Below are 17,794 nucleotides of genomic sequence, written 5' to 3'. Positions count from 1 at the left end.
CGGCTCCGCCCTAGCCGTCGAACGCGCGCCGAACCGCCAGGGCAAGAGCCTCCACAGTATAGGGTTTGCGTAACAGCTCCGCCGACGGGTTCAGCTTTGCCGCGTCGACTCCGGCCGCCTGGGTGTAGCCGCTGGTATAAAGCAGCTTCAGGCCCGGCATCACACCGCGCGCAATACGCGCCAGTTCCTCGCCCGACTGATCCGGCATCACAATATCGGTGAACAGCAATACCGGCGTGGGCTTCTCGTCCAGCGCGATCAGCGCCTCCCCCGCAGAAGATGCCTGCCGCACCTCGTACCCCAGATCACGCAACACATCGACGGTCAGCGCCCGCAATTGCGCCTGGTCCTCTACAACGAGAATGGTTTCACCCTCCCGCGCCTCCGGCAGGTCGCCGGAATTACTGGTTTCCGGACGCACGATCTGGGTTTCCTCCGCCCCCTCCGGCAACAGCAGGTCGATGCGTGTCCCCTGGCCTACGGTGGAATCGATTTCGATGGAGCCGCCGGACTGCAACACAAAGCCGTGAACCTGACTCAGGCCAAGGCCGGTCCCCTTGCCAACCGGCTTGGTGGTGAAGAAAGGTTCGTAAACCTTCGCCAGAACTTCCGGCGGCATTCCTTCACCCGTGTCGGTCAGCGATACCACGGCATAGTTACCGGGCATAAGCGTCTGGCCGTGATGATGCTCTTCCTGTGCGATGACACGGCGCCCACTCGATATCTGCAGCGATCCGCCGTTCGGCATGGCATCGCGCGCATTGGCGGCCAGATTGATGATGACGTTTTCCAGCTCCGCCGCGTCCACGAAGACCTTCGGCGTATCGTCCGCCAGCACCGTCTCGATACGAATGGCCTCGTTCAGCGTGCGGCGCAGGAACTCATCCATGCCGGCAATCAATTCGTTCAGATCCGTGACCTGCGGCTTCAACGATTGCTGGCGGGAAAAGGCCAGCAGGCGCGCCGTCAGGGTCGCCGCCCGGTTTGCGCCCTCCAGCGCATTATCGATCAGAGGATGCAGCTTCGGCTCCTCCTTCGTCCGCCGCCGCAACAAATCGAGACTGCCGATGACGACTGCGAGCATATTGTTGAAATCGTGCGCGATGCCGCCGGTCAATTGACCTATGGCTTCCATACGTTGTGCCTGGCGCAGACGGTTCTCGGCGCTTTCTCGCGACTGCGCCTCGGAAATCAGCCGCTGGTTGGCATCGACGAGTTCGCGGGTACGCGCCGCCACAGCCTCCTCCAGCACGAAATTTTCCTCTTCTACGACGCGTTCCCGCTGTAATGACTGGCGAGCACGCAGAAGCATGATGGCAACGCTGATCGTCGCAATGAAAGCCACCAGCAAAAGCGCAATGCCGAGTTCCGCCAGCCGGGAGATGGACGCCGTTACCTCCGCCGCAGATTGTTGCACCGCATTGCGACGCTCGTCGAGCAACCGCTGTTCTTCGGTCCTTACCTCATCCATGAGGTCGCGAATGTCGTTCATCAGCCGTCGGCCATAGCCCGACGCGATTTCCCTCTCGGCGCGCGCTGTTTCCCCGGCGTCGATCATGGTTACGACGTCCGCCATCTCCTGCAGTTTCAGGTCGGAGATGCGCTTCAGCGCTCCAACGCGCGCAGCCTGCCCCTCATTTCTTGCTGCAAAGCCCTCAAGCTCGGCGAGACGCGGCCCGACATGCGCGGCATTTTCGTTATACGGGTCCAGGAACACAGGATTTTGTGTCAACGCGTAGCCGCGTTGACCTCGCTCCGCATCCTGCAGCGCATTGTAGACCGCTTCGGCCGCCAATATCGTCTGGTAGCTTTCCGCGTAAAGATCGCTGGCCTGGGTTCGTTCGTGGTCCGTCCCCAACGCCTGGCGATAGGCCGCGGCGGCCATCAGGGCAACGCCGAACAAGGCTGCCGACAATACGCCGAAGGCAAGAGCCCACAGCCAAAGCCGTTCCGTCCTGGGTTCTCGTTCCGCCCGCATCCCAAGTGCCTTTAGATATGTTTCTCAGTGGAGGCAAACACTAGGGCGGGTGTTAAATTTCTTGAAAAGTACCAAAAACGACATAAAATAACACAGAAATGGCTTGTATTGAAATCTAACCGCCATTAACAGCGCCGTCTTCATACGCTAGAGACGGCTTATTATGGCAGATGCACGCGCTTCAGGCGCCGACAACCTCGTACGCGCCCTCATCGAACTGGGCGTCGACACCGTATTCGGATATCCGGGCGGCGCCGTCCTTCCCATTTACGACGCCCTATTCGAGCATCCGCAAATTCGCCATATCCTCGTTCGCCACGAACAGGGCGCCGTGCACGCGGCCGAGGGATATGCCCGCGCGACCGGAAAGTGCGGCGTTGCGCTGGTCACCTCCGGCCCCGGCGCCACCAATACCGTGACGGGCATTACGGACGCGCTGCTGGACTCCATTCCCGTGGTCGTCATTTCTGGCCAGGTCGCCTCGCAACTGATCGGCACCGATGCGTTTCAGGAATGCGACACCGTCGGCATCACGCGCCACTGTTCGAAGCATAATTATCTTGTGAAGCATGGCGACCGCCTGGGCGACACGGTGCACGAGGCCTTCCGCATCGCGACGACCGGTCGCCCCGGCCCCGTCGTCATCGACATTCCCAAGGATATTCAGGTTCACGACGCCCCCTACCGGCAGAATGAGTCCCGCCACCGCGGCTATAATCCAACGCTGAAGGGCGACCTCGATTCCATCAGGGAAGCTGTCGAGATGCTGGCCGGGGCAGAACGGCCGATCATCTATTCCGGCGGCGGCGTCATCAATTCGGGTAAGCAGGCGAGCCAGTTGCTTCGCGAGTTACAACGCGTCACGGGGGCGCCCGTGACATCCACGCTGATGGGCCTCGGCGCGTTTCCGTATGATCATCCCGATTGGCTGGGCATGCTGGGTATGCACGGCACCTACGAAGCCAATATGGCGATGAACCAGTGCGACGTCATGCTGTGCGTCGGTGCCCGCTATGACGACCGTGTCACGGGCCGCACCGACGCCTTCTCGCCGCAGTCGAAGAAAATCCACATCGACATAGACAAATCGAGCATAAACAAGACTATCCGCGTCGACCTCGGGATTGTCGGCGATGTCGGCCACGTCCTTGAGGACATGCTGAAGGTCTGGCGTGCGGCTGGTCACAAGACCGCCACCCACACAGAATGGCGGCAGAGGATCGAAAAATGGCGCGAAAAGAGCTGCCTGTCATATGACCAGCCGGCGAAGGGCGCTATCCTGCCACAGCATGCGATTTCCCGCTTGCACGCCATGACGCACAAGCAGCAGCCGATCATCACGACTGAGGTAGGCCAACATCAGATGTGGGCCGCGCAATATTTCGGCTTTGCATCGCCAAACAAGTGGCTCACCTCCGGCGGCCTCGGCACCATGGGCTATGGTCTTCCCGCTGCCGTCGGCGCACAGATCGGCATGCCGAAATCGCTTGTCATCGACATTGCGGGCGAGGCGAGTATCCAGATGAACATACAGGAGCTGGCCACCTGTACGCAGTTCAATCTGCCGGTGAAGGTCTTCGTTCTCAACAATGGTCATATGGGCATGGTCCGGCAGTGGCAGGATCTGACCTATGAGGGGCGCCGCTCCCACAGCTATTCGGAAAGCCTTCCCGATTTCGTCAGGCTGGCCGAAGCCTATGGCTGGAAGGGCATACGCATCGAAAATGTGGAAGATCTCGATGCCGGCATAGAGGAAATGCTGGCCTATGACGGTCCCGTCTTCGTCGACTGCCTCGTCTCCAAGATCGAGAACTGCTTCCCCATGATCCCGTCGGGTGCAGCCCACACGGAAATGATCTTCTCGACCGAGGAGACGATCGGTCGCGTTGACAAGCAGGCGGAGGCATTGGTCTGATGGTGGACGAGACGCCGCTTCCCCACACTTTGGCCATCACGGTCGACAATGAATCGGGCGCCCTCGCGCGTATCGTCGGCCTTCTGTCGGCGCGCGGCTATAATATCGAAAGCCTGACCGTCGCCGACATTTCCGAACAGCACGACGTCAGCCGCATTACCATCGTGACATGCGGCACGCAGCACGTCATCGAACAGATCACCGCGCAGCTGGAAAAGCTGATTCCGGTGCACAAGGTCACTGACCTGACCGCGGCGGGCAATCATGTGGAGCGCGAGATGGCGCTCGTGAAGGTCGCAGGCGCGGGCGAAAACCGTGTAGAGGCCATGCGCCTTGCGGAAATCTATCGCGCGCGCGTCGTCGATGCGACGATGGAAAGCTTCGTTTTCGAAATCACCGGCAGCGCAGAAAAGGTCGATCAGTTCATCGCCCTGATGCGCCAGATCGGGCTCGTCGAAATCGGCAAGTCCGGCATTGTCGCCATTTCTCGCGGAAGCGAGGCGGGATGATGAAACTCTCTCGGTTTCTGCGGCTCTGCGTGCCGTGCGCATTTTTCGCGCTGGCAGCGCCCGCATCGGCTGCCGACGACCTTCAGCAGTGTCTGGAGACCGCCGACACTACCCGCGATATGAGCGCATGCACGGGCGCACAGCTGACGCGCGATACCGAACAACTGACCCAGGCCTGGAAGCAAGCGCTTCGCGCCGCCGGTGGCAGCAAGACCGAAATCGGCAATGCCCTGTTGCAGGAGCAGCGGGCGTGGATCGCACATAAGGACACGGTGTGCGAGCGGTTCTACGACATGGAACAGCATGGTAGCGCGGGCAGAGCGCTCAGCGCGCCCACGTGCCTGTCCGAATTTACAACCGAACGGACGGAATATCTCCGCCGTTTGCCTCCGCGATATTCGAACAAATACAGCCTCAAGGAAAGTAAGCCATGAAAGTCTATTACGACAGCGATGCGGACATCGGCCTGATCAAGGGCAAGAAGGTCGCCATCATCGGCTATGGTTCGCAAGGCCACGCTCACGCAATGAACCTGCGTGATTCCGGCGTCGCCGACGTCGCCGTTGCGCTGCGCGAAGGTTCCTCCACCGCGAAAAAGGCGGAAAGCGCCGGTTTCAAGGTGATGACCAATGCCGAAGCGGCCGCATGGGCCGATATCATCATGATGCTTGCCCCCGATGAGCATCAGGCTGGCATCTACAATGATCATTTGCACGCCAATATGAAGCAGGGGGCCGCACTTGCGTTCGCCCATGGCTTGAACGTGCATTTCGGCCTGATCGAACCGCGCGCCGACCTGGACGTCATCATGATCGCGCCCAAGGGGCCGGGCCATACGGTTCGCAGTGAGTATCAGCGCGGCGGAGGCGTTCCCTGCCTGATGGCTGTAGAACAGGACGCGTCCGGCAATGCACACGACCTCTGCCTCAGCTACGCCAGCGCCATTGGCGGCGGCCGCTCCGGCATCATCGAAACCAATTTCCGCGAAGAATGCGAAACCGACCTTTTCGGTGAGCAGGCGGTTCTGTGCGGTGGTGTGACGCAACTCGTCATGGCGGGTTTCGAAACGCTGACAGAAGCGGGCTATGCGCCGGAAATGGCCTATTTCGAGTGCCTGCACGAGGTGAAGCTGATCGTCGACCTGATGTACGAGGGCGGCATCGCGAACATGCGCTACTCGATCTCCAACACCGCCGAATATGGCGACTACAAGACCGGTCCACGCATCATCACGCCGGAAACCAAGGCGGAGATGAAGCGCGTCCTCGACGACATTCAGTCAGGCCGTTTCGTAAAGGATTTCATTAGCGACAATCGCGTCGGCAACCCCGAGATGAAGGCTGCACGCAAGCGGCAGGAAGCGCATCCAATCGAGAAGGTCGGCTCCCGCTTGCGCGCCATGATGCCCTGGATCGGCAAGAACAAGCTGGTGGACAAGGACGTCAACTAAGACCGTCATGTCTAATTCCTTTTTGGGCCGCTATTCTCCAGGATTGGTGAATGGTGGCCCAGGAAGTGTCCGTGCCTGTGCCGTTACGCCCTCTTGCGGAAAGCATAAATCTCCCTCATTGTTCGGCTTCCATTTAGAAATCGGGAGTCCCGCAACATGCGCAGCGCCTTCATCGCCTCCAGCGCCGCTATCCTGCTTACCCTCGCTCTTCCTGCACAGGGAAATCACCATGAGGGCGATAGCGAAGCTGCCGTAGCCGCCGCGAGCGAGACCCTGTCAACTGCCCAGTCCATGGCGTCCGGGACATATAGTGTCGATCCCGGCCATACCCTGGCATCATTCACGCTGAATCATCTCGGCATAAGCTCTTATACGGGCCAGTTCGGGAACCCGTCCGGTTCGCTGACGATCGATCCTGCCAATCCTGCGCAGGCCAGCGTCGATATCACCTTTCCGGTTGCCGATGTGTCGACGACCAGTTCCGAACTCGACGAACATCTGCAGTCGGATGATTTCTTCGATGCGGCCAATCACCCGAATATCCGCTTCGTTTCCTCCAACGTCTCAGTGGACGGTGCAAAGGCGACGGTTACCGGTGATCTGACGATGCATGGCGTCACGAAGCCCGTCACCCTGAACGTGACGCTGTTCGGCGCCGGCGAAAATCCGATGAGCAAGGCACCCAGCCTTGGCTTCACAGCCACCACCACCATCAACCGCAGCGAGTGGGGCCTGACCACTTTCCTTCCTGCGCTGGGCGACGAAGTGGAGCTGACATTGCAGGCGGCGTTCGAGCAGAAAACGGCTAATTGACGAAGGCGACCTTCGTGCCCTGACGGACCGCCGCAGCCAGTTCGCGGGCGTCCCAATTAGTCAGCCTGACGCACCCGTGGCTCGCGGTTTTTCCGATGAGGGCGGGGTCCGGCGTACCGTGAATGCCATAGGTATCCTTGGTCAGGTCTATCCACACTCCGCCGACGGGGTTGTTCGGCCCGGCCGCCAAGGTCAGCGCCTCGTCGCCACCCCAGTCGTTCGTCTCCGGGTCGAAATGATAGGTCGCCTCCGGCGCAATCGTGCGTACGCTCATATTGCCGCTGGGGCTGGGCATGCCCGATGATCCAACGGTGGCGGGATATACCGCCAACAGCTCGTCATTGTCATCATAGGCACGCAACCGGTTATTGCTGCGTGAGATTTCGATGCGCGCAACCGTCTTGTCCAGCTTGGCTGGACCGGCGCGAACGACCATGATGGATTCCCCCGCCCTCGAAAAATCAGCATCGGGGTTCAGCGCTTTCAGAAAGTCGACATCCATGTGATAGCGTTCGGCCAGCATCTCCTCGACGGAGGAATAGCCTAGGCTGTCCATTTCCGCCTGCGCGGCCATACCATCTGGGATCTGCACATAATTGCGACCGACATCCTCCTGCGACAATTCAATTTTTCTCAGGTAAGATCGGGAATCGTCGTCGCGGAGCGCCTTCAGCAGGTCCGTCGTTATCTTTCCGTCGGCAGTCTTGCCATTGGCCTCTTGCCACGCTCTGACTGCCGCCTCGGTATTTCCGCCGCCATAGCCGTCAATTACGCCGGGGGAAAAGCCGGCACGATCAAGGAGAATCTGCGCAGACAATTTCTGCGGCGTCCGCTCCTCCTGAAAGATCGCGGCGGATATTTTCCCATTGCGGACGGCGGGGTTCTCGTCGCCGCTTTGGCTTTGCATGGCTGCGAGCGGGGCTGCGATCAGCGACAGGGCAAGGAAAGGGGCAGTAAGCAAAGGCGACATATGAATTCCATTTCAACTCTGGGTCTCGCTGTCTACGCGCGGCATCCCGCCAGCGTTCCGCTTGAGGTGAGTGCGCAGGCGTCCTAACCCGCGCATCGAATGGACATTCTGACAGCGATTTATGGCCCCGCCCGGGGCGGCTCCGAGCGCGCGGCCCTGCGGCTGGTCGCCGCCTGGCGCGATCTGGGGCACAGGGTGACTGTTCTTGGTGAAGCAGGCGACGGCGCCGCGCGGCCGCTGTCCCTTGCCCGCCAGATTGTGAGGCACGGTCACCAGGGACCTCCCGACATTCTGTTCGCCCCCGGTCAAACCTACGCCCTTCCCTTCGCTCTTGCGCACGTCCTGGCGCGGCCGGGGCATCGACATGCCCCCCCACTCGTCACAAAAATCAGCAATATGCCAAGCCCGGCAGATCGGTGGGCGCTGCACTGGCTGTCCTTGCAGAAGCGCTGGACAACGAAGATGGTCGCTCCGGACCGTGCCAGCCAGGATGAATTGCACCGGATGATCGGGGGATCCGTCGACCGGTTTGCGTTCGTCGCCAACCCAGCCGCTGAACGCGGCCACCTGTCGCATCTGCACGCAATCAAGCCCGCCGCCGCTGGTCCCTTGCGTCTGCTGGCAATCGGTCGCCTCGTCCCGCAGAAGAATTTTGCCCTGCTGATCGAGGCCTTCTGCAAAATCGCAACTCCCGCCGACCAACTCACCGTTTTGGGTGAGGGACCAGAGCGAGGCCGTCTTGAGCGGCAGGCCAATGCTTCGGGTCTCGACATCCGCCTGCCCGGCTTCCGTGCCGATCCGGCTGCGGAACTTGCCGCCGCCAACGCCTTCGCCAGCACGTCTGATTTCGAAGGCTTACCCGCCGTCCTGATCGAGGCGCTGGCTGTTGGACTGCCTATCGCCGCCACGGCGAGTTCCCCTGCGGTCACTGCCTTGCTGAACGAGGAGCAGCTTGGCCTGTTGACGCCCGTAAACGACGTTCAGGCGATGGCCGGGGCACTGCAACGGCTCCGTACATTCCGGCCCGACAGGCCGGCAATGTATGCCGCCGCGCTTCATTTTACCGCAGAGGAGGCGGCACCCGCCTATATTCGCCTGTTCGAGGGGCTTGCGGATTTTCGCAAGACCGCCAAACGGGCGCTTGCATGACGACCGAAGCCGCCACCCTGCCCCGCGATGATTTTTCCTCTCTCGCGCCGACCGCGCGCGGGTGGAAGCGGTGGGCAGCGCTGGCCTTCTCGACCGCGCTGCTGATCGCCATCGTGGTAGAGCTTCACGACGGCGGTTTCGACGTCCTGACGCGCGCTTTACCCTCGATGCCGGCTTTCTATCTTGCCTTTGCCGCCGGCTACATTGTCCTGCCACTATTTGATTGGATCATTTTCCGGCGATTATGGGGCCTCCCTTTTGCGGGCCTTATCCCCTTGCTGAAAAAGCGCGTGTCGAATGATGTCATGTTCGGCTATTCGGGCGAGGCATATTTTTACCTGTGGGTGCGGGAGCGTCCCGCCCTCACCGCGCGGCCTTTTGCAGCCATCAAGGATGTCAGCATCCTGTCGGCACTGGCGGGCAATGTGATGACACTGGTACTGCTCCTCCTCGCCTGGCCCATGCTGCAAGGCGTTACGCTTGCCGTCGAACCGCAGCTGCTGCTGGGATCGGGCGCGATCATCATCGGGATCAGCTTCGCCATCCTGCTGTTCGGAAAGCGGATATTTTCGCTCTCACGCCGCGATCTTGGTGCCACCTTTTCCCTGCATATGCTTCGCAGCATGATTTCCACGCTGTTCCTTGCCATCGCGTGGTATTTCGCCCTGCCTCAGGTCGGGGTCGAATATTGGGTGCTGTTCGCTGCCCTGAGGATGGTGATCAATCGCCTGCCGCTGATCCCGTCAAAGGACCTGCTGTTCGCCGCCGCTGCCGTGTTCCTGACCGACAAGGGCGACGCCATGGGCGCTGTCGTCGCAATGAGCGCGGGTCTGTTCCTGGCCACCAATCTCGCCCTCGGCATTTTGTTGACGGGAACGGATTTCATCGGCCAGCGGCGCGCGTGACCGCCGGCCTTTGGCCCTGATGCGCCTCGCCGACGTCTGCGAATTCTATTCACCCGACGGCGGCGGGGTGAAAACCTATGTAAACGCCCGCTGGCGTGCCGCCGCCGCCGCCGGCCATCATGTCAGCGTCATCGCACCCAGCCACCGGGATCATGTCACCCCCTGCGAAGGGGGCGAGCTGGTCGAGGTAAAGGCGCCCCGCCATCCCGTCGACCCGCGCTATCACATCTTCTGGAGCGCCGCGCCGGTCCATGCCGCGCTCGACCGCGTCAGCCCCGACATCATAGAGGCGAGTTCGCCCTGGCGCGGCGCCTGGCTGGTCGCGTCCTATCCCGGACGCATGCCAAAAACGATGTTCATGCACGAAGAGCCCGTAATGAAATGGGCGTATGGCATCTTCGACCGCTGGTTCGAACGAGCGACGATCGACAGCCGCGTGGTACCGTGGTTCTGGCGCCATCTGAAGCGCCTCTACGGCCATTTCGATCAGTTGGTCTGCGCCGCCCCCAGCGTCGCAGCGCGCCTGCAACAGGCGGGCATTCCCAACACAGCGACCATTCCAATGGGTGTCGAGGACGGCATCTTCTCAGCCGCGAATCGCGACGAGGCCCTGCGCGCCCGGCTGCTGTCCAGCATGAAGCTGCCGCCTGACGCCCTGCTTCTGATCGCAATCGGACGCATGACCGCGGAAAAACGCTGGCCCGTCATCATAGGGGCCGCGCTGAAAGCGGCCCAACACCTGCCGCTCGGCCTCGTCGCCTTGGGCGGCGGCCACGCAAATGCACGCGTCACACGTTTGATCGGCCAGACGCCGCACATCCTGCTGCAGCCGCCGATTCCGGACCGCAGCGAATATGCCCGGTTCATCGCCAGCGCCGATGCCCTTCTGCACGCCAGCAATGCCGAGACATTCGGACTTGCCGCTGCCGAGGCGCTTGCCAGCGGCCTGCCACTGATCGCACCGGACGAGGGCGCCGTCGTCGACCTCGCCCAGCCGGGTGCCTCTTTCACCTACCGTACAGGCGACACGGACAGCGCAGCCGACGCCATCATCGCCGCATGTCAAGATCTCGGCGCTGCGCGGCGTGCTGCCCGCGCGCTTCCGGTACCGACACTCGAAGATCATTTCACGGACCTGTTCGCGCGATATGAGCGCCTGATCCGTCGGCCCGTTAATTCGGGCTTTCTAGAAAATCAGGCTTCCGCTAGATGATCTCTCGCGCGGGTGTAGCTCAATGGCAGAGCTTCTGCTTCCCATGCAGATGACGGGGGTTCGATTCCCCTCACCCGCTCCAGCGTTCTTTGCCTCAGTCCGGTTCGGACTCGGCTTCCGGCTCTATCGCGAGCAGATCACCCTGCCCCGCGTCTTGCTGGGCCGCCTCCAGCGCCTCCGCCATCGGGTCCAGCAGCCCAGCGGCCTTCAGTTCCTGAATACCTGGCAGATCGCGGCGACTGGTCAGGCCGAAATGCACCAGAAATCCGTTCGTGGTCGCATAAAGCAGCGGCCGCCCCGGCGCCTCCCGCCGGCCCGCCGGGCGCACCCAGCCCAGTTCCATCAGCACGTCCAGCGTACCCTTTGACAGCGACACGCCCCTGATCTCCTCGACCTGGGCGCGCGTCACCGGCTCATGATAGGCGATCACCGCCAGTGTTTCGATGGCCGCACGCGACAGTTTGCGGGGGCGGCTCTCCTCCCGCCGCAGGATATGCGACAGGTCGGGGGCGGTCTGAAACAGCCATTTTCCGCCCCGCTCCACCAGATTGATGCCGCGCATTTCATAGCTTGCGGCCAGCTCTTCAACCAACGCCTTCACCGGCATGTCATCGGGCAATTGCCGGGCCAAGGCGTCCAGCCCCAGCGGTTCTTCCGCCGCGAACAGCACCGCCTCCAACATGCGCAGTGCCTCGTTCACAGCGCCTTGATCCGCAGCGGAGAATCCGCATCTGCCTGATCCAGCTGCAGCTTGCCCGTCCGCGCCAGTTCCAACGCCGCCACAAAGCTGGAGGCAATGACCGACCGGCGATATTGAGGATCCTGCGTCGCCGGCAGAAAGCTGTGCAGGACGGCCCAGTCCACCGCCGTACAGACTACCCCCTCCAGCCAGGAGATCGCTTCATCCAGCGAAAAAACCGGCCGTCGGTGAACGGCATAGCTGATCGCTTTTCCTCGCCCCGCCAGCCCGCCATAGGCGCGCATCAGATCGTAAAGCGTACAATCCCATTCCGCGCGCGTGATCGAGGCAAGCCCCTCCGGCATGCCGCGCCGCCAGACATCCTCGTCCATCAGGTCGCGGGCAAACAGGCGCGCGCCCGCTTCCCGCATCGCCTCCAGCCTTTGCAGGCGCAGTTGCAGGCGTAGGGCCAAATCCTCGGCGGACGGCTCCTCCCCCTCTTCCTTGGGAAGCAGGAGCGCCGATTTCAGATAGGCGAGCCACGCCGCCATGACGAGATAATCCGCCGCCAGCTCCAACCTCAGCTTCTTCGCGGCATTGATATAATCGAGATATTGTTCGGTCAGTTGCAGGATGGAAATATGCGTCAGATCGACTTTCTGTTGTCGCGCCAGCTGTAGCAGCAGGTCGAGCGGCCCTTCCCAGCCCTCTATGTCGAGGTTCAGCTGCTCCTCTCGCGTTGAGGGCCTTACCAGATCAACGAGGTCAGTCACGTCACCGCAGCGAGCAGTTCGTCGCGGCGCACCGCCGCCTCTGCCAGTATTTCAGGGGACTGCACCGGCCAGGCCATCGCCGCCGTCAGCCGTTCGCATGCAGGCGGGCTTATCTCGGGTGCAGCCTCGGCGAGTTCCTGCATCTCACTGAAATCTCCGGAGCAATGCAGGCCGACATCGCAACCCGCATTCAACGTTGCCGACAATCTTTCTGCGAGCGAACCGGACAGAGCCTGCATACCCAGGTCGTCGCACATCAAAAGGCCCTTAAAACCGATCTCCTGACGGATGACGGCATCCACCACCACCGGGGACACGGATGCGCAGCGGGCGGCATCGATGGCCGTGTAGGTGACATGAGCGGTCATCGCCATCGGCGCCTCCGCCAGCTTCCGGAAAGGTTCGAAATCCTGCTCCAGTTCGTCCCGCCTCGCCGACACAACGGGCAGCGCCTCGTGGCTGTCCGCCTCTGCTCGGCCGTGCCCCGGGATATGCTTGATGATGCCGCAGATCCCTGCCTCACGCAGGCCGGTCAGAACGGCTGCGCCCAGTGACGCCACCATATTCGCCTCGCTGCCAAAGGCGCGGTCGCCTATGACGTCATGTGCGCCCGCCACCGGCACGTCGATCAACGGCAGGCAATCGACCGAGATGCCGATGTGGCGGAGCTCCTGACCGATGGCGATGGCGTGGTAACGCGCCGCCTCTATCGCAGTCATTGGCGCCGTTTGCCACACGGCACCGAATGTGGCGGCGGGGGGATGCTGCGGCCAATGCGGCGGACCCATGCGCTGTATGCGCCCGCCCTCCTGATCTATCAGGATCGGCACATCCTCGCGCCCCGACAGATCACGAAGGCTTGTCGTCAGTGTAATAAGTTGCGCCGGATCCTGAATGTTGCGCGCGAACAGAATATAACCTGCCGGTTGCATATCCCTGAAAAGGGCGCGCTCGTTCTCCGTCAACGACGGGCCGGAAAGGCCCAGGATCAAGGGCGTCAATGCTGCCTCACGGGACGACGCAGCTTTCGCCGGCCAGCTTCAGGCGTGCACACAAATCATTGGCCGCTGCGCGGCTGCCGGCGCCTGTGGCGCGCAGCCGGTACAGGGTTTTGCCACCTGCCTCGACCGATTCCACCGACTTGGAAAGCGCGCCGATATAATCGTAGCGCTCCGATATCGTGTCCCAAACCTCATTCGCCTTGCTGCGCGTGGAAAAGGCGCCCAATTGCACGGCGGCATTGCCGCCCGCGGCCGGTGCGGGCGCAGGTGCCGGGTCGGCCTCTGGTTTGGCGGCGGCTGGTGCTCTGGTGTTCGCTTCTTCCGATGCGGCTTTTGCCTGCCCTTCCTCGGCGTCATCGGGCGCCGCCTCGCCAGGCATCAAATTGCGTGGCGGGCCATCCGCCCTGCCAGTGCCTGCCGGTCCGACTACCGGGACGGGCGTTTCCGGCTGTTTCGACAAATCAACCTCGCCCGGGCGGCTCTCGCCCAATGCGCGCGCATGCACACTTGCCTCGGCCAGGTCGAACTCCCTGCCACCGGCTTCATCGGGCGGAATTCGATACGGTCCCGTGGGCGCTTCCACCAGGGGAATCGTGCCGCCTTCCGGTATTTCGATGTCGCCGCCGCCCAGATACTCGGCCAGCCACCACAAGAGGGCCACCGCCGCAATGATGACCAGCGCGGCGATCAGGATGGTACGGCCGTTCAGAAAGCCGCCGCCGGTCTCCGTATATTCCAGTTCCGCGGGCTCCAGCCAGGGCAGATGTTCGCCTGGCGTCTCTTCGAAATCGGCATCGTCGCGTATACGAGCCATCCTCCTACATCTCCTCCACCGGCTCGACTCCCACGACACGCAGCCCGCTGGCGATAACCTGCCCGACCGCGCGCGCCAGGGCCAGCCTTGCCTGCGTTTGTTCCGGCTTCTCCGGCAGGAAGAAGCGCAGCGCGGGATCGTCATTCCCCCGATTGTAGTTCGCGTGAAATGCCGCTGCCAGTTCGCCCAGGTAGAAGGCAACCCGGTGCGGTTCCCGCGCGCTTGCGGCCAGCCTGACAATGCGCGGCCATTGCGCCGCCTGCTTCAAAAGGGCGCGGTCCGTCGTGTCGAGATGTGCCATCATTCCGGCCGTCGCCGCGGCATCGCCGATCCCGGCCTCGGCAGCCTTGCGCCGCATCGACTGGATGCGGGCATGGGCATATTGAACGTAAAAGACCGGATTGTCCTTCGACTGTTCGACGACCTTGGCGAAATCGAAATCGAGCGGCGCATCGGCGCGCCGGGTCAGCATGATGAAGCGGACGGCATCCTTACCAACCTCTTCCACCACTTCAGCCAGCGTCACGAAGTTACCGGAACGCTTTGACATTTTGACAGGCTCACCGTTTCGGAACAGCCGCACCATCTGCACCAGCACCACGTCCAGCGGTACGTCACCGCCGGTCAGCGCCTTTACCGCGGCCTTGATCCGCTTCACCGTCCCCGAATGATCGGCGCCCCAGATGTCGATCAGTTCATCCGCCGCCTCCGACTTCTGCAAATGATAGGCGGCGTCGGCGCCAAAATAGGTCCATGTACCGTTCGACTTTTTCAGCGGACGATCGACATCGTCGCCGAATTCGGATGCCCGGAACAGCGTCATCTCGACCGCTTCCCAATCGTCGGGCAGTTCACCCTTCGGCGGCTCCAGCACGCCTTCGTAGACATAGCCCATCTGCCGCAGCGTCGCCTCCGCGCGGTCGACCGCCCCCGCCTGTTGCAGTTCCCACTCCGACGCGAACAAATCGTGATGGATGCCCAGCGTTTCCAGATCCGACCGGATCAGGTCCATCATGGCGGCGACCGCTTCCGCGCGGAATTTCAGCAGCCAATCCGCCTCCGGCGCATTGACGTAGGCGTCGCCATATTGCTCGGCCAGCTTGCGCCCTACCGGGACCAGATAGTCACCCGGATAAAGCCCCTCCGGAATCTCGCCGATGTCCGCGCCCAACGCCTCGCGATAGCGCAGGTGCACCGACCGGGCCAGCGTATCGACCTGGCCACCTGCGTCATTGACGTAATATTCCCGCGTAACCTCGTGCCCTGCAAAGGCAAGCAGGCTAGAGAGGGCATCGCCTATGACAGCGCCCCGGCAATGCCCCATGTGCATGGGGCCGGTCGGATTGGCGCTGACATATTCCACATTGACGCGTCGTCCCGCGCCAAAGTCGGAGCGCCCATATTCATTGCCCGCCGTCTCGATAGACTTCAGCTCTTCCAGCCATACGGAGTCGGTCAGCGACAGATTAAGGAATCCCGGCCCCGCCACGTCGACGGACGCAACGCCGTCGGCGCGCTCCAGCTCAATTTTCAGCGCCTCGGCGATCGCGCGCGGGTTCATCCGCGCAGGCTTTGCCAGCACCATTGCTGCGTTGGTGGACAGATCCCCGTGCGACGCGTCGCGCGGCGGCTCCACCGTCACATTGCTCCAATCCAGATCGGCGTGCAAATCGCCGCGCGCTTGCAGGGTGTCGAGGGCGGTGTGAACGGCGGTCAGATAATGATCGAACAGGCTGGGCAAGGGACGACAATCGACTGTGTAAGGAAGCGCCGGACTTTAGCGCCCTGCCCACCTCGGCGCCACCGCTCGTTAGCCGCGGCCAGCTTAATTCACAAAGTCACCAATATCCTGACCATAGACACGAAAACTTGTCATCGTGACGGTCTCCCTCAAGTGCGGAATGCGATGCAGATGGTCCTGCACGAAATCGCTGATCGAGGGCAGATCGTCGAAATTTACCTTGATCAGCAGATCGTGTTCGCCAGTGACCGAATAGACTTCGCTCACGTCTTCCAACTGGGCGATCGCGTTACCGCATTCCTCCGCATGACCCAGATCGCACTTGGCGAGAATGAACAGACGATACATTCGGCGCTCTCCATTGAATGAGGCGCAATGGTCGGAGAGAGAGGATTCGAACCTCCGGCCCCTGCCTCCCGAAGACAGTGCTCTACCAGGCTGAGCTACTCTCCGACGCGCTGGCGAGCGGCGCATATAGCCGTGGCGCCACCACGCGGCAAGCGTCGTGATCACCCGATTTCGTCACGGCGTTGTGGCGGCGGCAATCATTTCTTCGACATGGACGAACTTCTCTCGCGGCGCCCCTACGCGCGCCCGCGCCACCTCCGCCGCATCGATCTTCTGCCAGTCGGTAAAGCGGACAGCCTGCAGCCCCCGCTCCTCGATCAAGGCATCGAGGCCCTTCCGCCCCGACTTTCCGGTGTCGAACAGGTCGCTCTGCAACAACTCCGCAATGGCATAGCCATCCGGCTTGTTCGTGCCGATCGTGCCCGTCGGTCCGCGACGCGCCCACCCCACGCAGTACAGGCCGGGGGCGATCCGCCCCTCCTCATTGACGAAGCGGCCGCGCCCCTCATCATAGGGGACGCCCGCAATGGGGCTGGTGCGATAACCGATGGCGCTGATGACCAGACCGCAGGGAATCGTTCGCATCTCGCCCGTGCCTTCGGCGCGGCCATCATCGGTCAATCGCGTCCTTTCCACTTCGATGCCTTCGACCGCCAGATCGCCTTCGATGGCAACCGGCCGCGTGAAGAAATCAAAGCTGACGGTAACGGGCTTGTCCGCCGCATTGCCGGCAAATTCGCGGAGGAAGCCGACGACCTTACGCTGGCCGGGGTCGAGGGCTTCGTCCTCGGTTTCCGGCGGGAACGCCACCGGATTGGCGACCGCCGCCGCCCGCTCCAGCCGCCCCATCTCGCCCAGTTCCTTGGGCGTGAAGCTTACCTGATGCGGTCCGCGCCGCCCAACTATATGAATATGTGTAATCCTGGACGTGCCCAGCGCCTCGGCGGCATGCGCGGCGATATCGCTGCTGGCCAGCTCGTCAGACGTCTTCGCAAGAATCCGGGCGCAGTCTATGGCGACGTTGCCATTACCGATAACGACCGCCGTGGAATGGTCGAGCGGCGGCTGGGCGGCGACGAAATCGGGATGTCCATTATACCAGCCGACAAAGGCTGCGGAGCCGAACGCGCCGGGCAGATTGTCACCGGGGATACCCAGCTTGCGATCATGCGGTGCGCCGGTCGCCAGCACGACGGCATCGTAAATGTCCTGCAACTCGGCGATGGTCACGCCGTCATCGCCGATGGGGACATTTCCGACGAAACGCACCTCCTCGGTCAGAGCGGTCTTTTCATAGCGCCGCGCTACCGCCTTCAGGCTTTGATGATCTGGCGCCACGCCGGAACGGATCAGACCGAACGGAGTCGGCAGCCGGTCGATAATGTCAATTCGCGCGGTTTCACCGAACGCTTTCTGAGCGGCTTCCGCAGTGTAATATCCCGCCGGACCCGATCCGATAATCGCGATGTGGATCACGCCTGCACTCTCCTCTTCCCAAGCCCCCGCATGAATAGGAGAAGTCGCTCGCTTGTAAAG

At 62.1% G+C, this 17,794-nt stretch carries 17 protein-coding genes and 2 tRNA genes; 9 read left to right on the top strand and 10 right to left on the bottom strand.

Annotated elements, in window-relative coordinates; genetic code table 11:
* Positions 1-10: 10 nt before the first annotated feature.
* Positions 11-1,978, bottom strand: a complete 1,968-nt coding sequence (locus tag ACSMXM_RS02420; RefSeq protein ID WP_460313621.1) for a CHASE3 domain-containing protein — start codon at positions 1,976-1,978, stop codon at positions 11-13.
* A gap of 163 nt (positions 1,979-2,141) precedes the next feature.
* Between ACSMXM_RS02420 and ilvB the strand changes: the two genes are divergently transcribed.
* From ilvB to ACSMXM_RS02395, 5 genes are all read left to right on the top strand, one after another.
* A complete protein-coding gene (gene ilvB / locus ACSMXM_RS02415; protein WP_460313620.1) occupies positions 2,142-3,893 on the top strand; it encodes a biosynthetic-type acetolactate synthase large subunit in 1,752 nt (583 codons plus the stop codon).
* Complete coding sequence (gene ilvN / locus ACSMXM_RS02410; RefSeq protein WP_460313619.1) at positions 3,893-4,402, top strand: acetolactate synthase small subunit; 510 nt, start codon at positions 3,893-3,895, stop codon at positions 4,400-4,402. Before ilvB ends, ilvN begins: the two co-directional genes overlap by 1 nt.
* Entirely contained in the window at positions 4,399-4,836 is a 438-nt protein-coding gene (locus ACSMXM_RS02405; protein ID WP_460313618.1) for a lysozyme inhibitor LprI family protein, read from the top strand. The genes ilvN and ACSMXM_RS02405 overlap by 4 nt, the downstream gene beginning before the upstream one ends.
* The gene (gene ilvC / locus ACSMXM_RS02400; RefSeq protein WP_460313616.1) at positions 4,833-5,852 is read left to right on the top strand and encodes a ketol-acid reductoisomerase; all 1,020 of its coding nucleotides are present in this window, start codon (positions 4,833-4,835) and stop codon (positions 5,850-5,852) included. Before ACSMXM_RS02405 ends, ilvC begins: the two co-directional genes overlap by 4 nt.
* 156 nt (positions 5,853-6,008) lie before the next feature.
* Positions 6,009-6,665, top strand: a complete 657-nt coding sequence (locus tag ACSMXM_RS02395; protein ID WP_460313614.1) for a YceI family protein — start codon at positions 6,009-6,011, stop codon at positions 6,663-6,665.
* On the opposite strand, the gene ACSMXM_RS02390 is transcribed toward ACSMXM_RS02395, so the two are convergent.
* Positions 6,658-7,635, bottom strand: a complete 978-nt coding sequence (locus tag ACSMXM_RS02390) for a L,D-transpeptidase family protein (protein ID WP_460313612.1) — start codon at positions 7,633-7,635, stop codon at positions 6,658-6,660. The two genes, ACSMXM_RS02395 and ACSMXM_RS02390, sit on opposite strands and share 8 nt — an antisense overlap.
* 99 nt (positions 7,636-7,734) lie before the next feature.
* Between ACSMXM_RS02390 and ACSMXM_RS02385 the strand changes: the two genes are divergently transcribed.
* The 4 genes from ACSMXM_RS02385 (at position 7,735) to ACSMXM_RS02370 (ending at position 10,984) form a co-directional block, all read left to right on the top strand.
* Complete coding sequence (locus tag ACSMXM_RS02385) at positions 7,735-8,784, top strand: glycosyltransferase (RefSeq protein ID WP_460313611.1); 1,050 nt, start codon at positions 7,735-7,737, stop codon at positions 8,782-8,784.
* The gene (locus tag ACSMXM_RS02380) at positions 8,781-9,689 is read left to right on the top strand and encodes a hypothetical protein (RefSeq protein WP_460313609.1); all 909 of its coding nucleotides are present in this window, start codon (positions 8,781-8,783) and stop codon (positions 9,687-9,689) included. The genes ACSMXM_RS02385 and ACSMXM_RS02380 overlap by 4 nt, the downstream gene beginning before the upstream one ends.
* A 19-nt stretch (positions 9,690-9,708) precedes the next feature.
* A complete protein-coding gene (locus tag ACSMXM_RS02375; protein ID WP_460313607.1) occupies positions 9,709-10,902 on the top strand; it encodes a glycosyltransferase in 1,194 nt (397 codons plus the stop codon).
* Between the two features lie 8 nt (positions 10,903-10,910).
* Positions 10,911-10,984, top strand: a tRNA-Gly gene (locus ACSMXM_RS02370).
* 12 nt (positions 10,985-10,996) lie between these two features.
* Here the strand turns inward: ACSMXM_RS02370 and scpB are convergent.
* The 8 genes from scpB to ACSMXM_RS02330 all read right to left on the bottom strand — a co-directional run bounded on the left by scpB (position 10,997) and on the right by ACSMXM_RS02330 (position 17,734).
* On the bottom strand, positions 10,997-11,584 hold the full coding sequence (scpB, locus tag ACSMXM_RS02365; protein WP_460316339.1) for an SMC-Scp complex subunit ScpB: 588 nt from the start codon (positions 11,582-11,584) through the stop codon (positions 10,997-10,999).
* A gap of 14 nt (positions 11,585-11,598) precedes the next feature.
* Positions 11,599-12,354 (bottom strand): segregation and condensation protein A, encoded by a 756-nt coding sequence (locus tag ACSMXM_RS02360; protein WP_460313605.1) that lies wholly within the window; start codon positions 12,352-12,354, stop codon positions 11,599-11,601.
* Positions 12,351-13,355, bottom strand: a complete 1,005-nt coding sequence (nagZ, locus tag ACSMXM_RS02355; RefSeq protein WP_460313603.1) for a beta-N-acetylhexosaminidase — start codon at positions 13,353-13,355, stop codon at positions 12,351-12,353. The genes ACSMXM_RS02360 and nagZ overlap by 4 nt, the downstream gene beginning before the upstream one ends.
* A 7-nt stretch (positions 13,356-13,362) precedes the next feature.
* A complete protein-coding gene (locus tag ACSMXM_RS02350) occupies positions 13,363-14,169 on the bottom strand; it encodes an SPOR domain-containing protein (protein WP_460313601.1) in 807 nt (268 codons plus the stop codon).
* Between the two features lie 4 nt (positions 14,170-14,173).
* Entirely contained in the window at positions 14,174-15,910 is a 1,737-nt protein-coding gene (argS, locus tag ACSMXM_RS02345) for an arginine--tRNA ligase (protein ID WP_460313600.1), read from the bottom strand.
* An 84-nt stretch (positions 15,911-15,994) separates the two neighbouring features.
* Positions 15,995-16,258 carry an Lrp/AsnC ligand binding domain-containing protein gene (locus ACSMXM_RS02340; RefSeq protein ID WP_460313598.1) on the bottom strand — a complete coding sequence of 88 codons (264 nt, stop codon included), beginning with the start codon at positions 16,256-16,258 and terminating at the stop codon, positions 15,995-15,997.
* Between the two features lie 28 nt (positions 16,259-16,286).
* Positions 16,287-16,363 (bottom strand) — tRNA-Pro (locus ACSMXM_RS02335).
* Between the two features lie 69 nt (positions 16,364-16,432).
* Positions 16,433-17,734 (bottom strand): FAD-dependent oxidoreductase, encoded by a 1,302-nt coding sequence (locus tag ACSMXM_RS02330; RefSeq protein WP_460313596.1) that lies wholly within the window; start codon positions 17,732-17,734, stop codon positions 16,433-16,435.
* Positions 17,735-17,794: the final 60 nt, after the last annotated feature.

Source organism: Pacificimonas sp. ICDLI1SI03, from assembly GCF_054740865.1.
Note: the sequence above shows the minus strand (reverse complement) of the source record. Positions and strands in the feature narration are given on the sequence as shown.

Bases quoted from the DNA above. Each gene is read 5' to 3' on its own strand.
- ACSMXM_RS02420 (WP_460313621.1), bottom strand. From the start codon at position 1,978: ATGCGGGCGGAACGAGAACCCAGGACGGAACGGCTTTGGCTGTGGGCT.
- ilvB (WP_460313620.1), top strand. From the start codon at position 2,142: ATGGCAGATGCACGCGCTTCAGGCGCCGACAACCTCGTACGCGCCCTC.
- ilvN (WP_460313619.1), top strand. From the start codon at position 3,893: ATGGTGGACGAGACGCCGCTTCCCCACACTTTGGCCATCACGGTCGAC.
- ACSMXM_RS02405 (WP_460313618.1), top strand. From the start codon at position 4,399: ATGATGAAACTCTCTCGGTTTCTGCGGCTCTGCGTGCCGTGCGCATTT.
- ilvC (WP_460313616.1), top strand. From the start codon at position 4,833: ATGAAAGTCTATTACGACAGCGATGCGGACATCGGCCTGATCAAGGGC.
- ACSMXM_RS02395 (WP_460313614.1), top strand. From the start codon at position 6,009: ATGCGCAGCGCCTTCATCGCCTCCAGCGCCGCTATCCTGCTTACCCTC.
- ACSMXM_RS02390 (WP_460313612.1), bottom strand. From the start codon at position 7,635: ATGTCGCCTTTGCTTACTGCCCCTTTCCTTGCCCTGTCGCTGATCGCA.
- ACSMXM_RS02385 (WP_460313611.1), top strand. From the start codon at position 7,735: ATGGACATTCTGACAGCGATTTATGGCCCCGCCCGGGGCGGCTCCGAG.
- ACSMXM_RS02380 (WP_460313609.1), top strand. From the start codon at position 8,781: ATGACGACCGAAGCCGCCACCCTGCCCCGCGATGATTTTTCCTCTCTC.
- ACSMXM_RS02375 (WP_460313607.1), top strand. From the start codon at position 9,709: ATGCGCCTCGCCGACGTCTGCGAATTCTATTCACCCGACGGCGGCGGG.
- scpB (WP_460316339.1), bottom strand. From the start codon at position 11,584: ATGTTGGAGGCGGTGCTGTTCGCGGCGGAAGAACCGCTGGGGCTGGAC.
- ACSMXM_RS02350 (WP_460313601.1), bottom strand. From the start codon at position 14,169: ATGGCTCGTATACGCGACGATGCCGATTTCGAAGAGACGCCAGGCGAA.
- ACSMXM_RS02340 (WP_460313598.1), bottom strand. From the start codon at position 16,258: ATGTATCGTCTGTTCATTCTCGCCAAGTGCGATCTGGGTCATGCGGAG.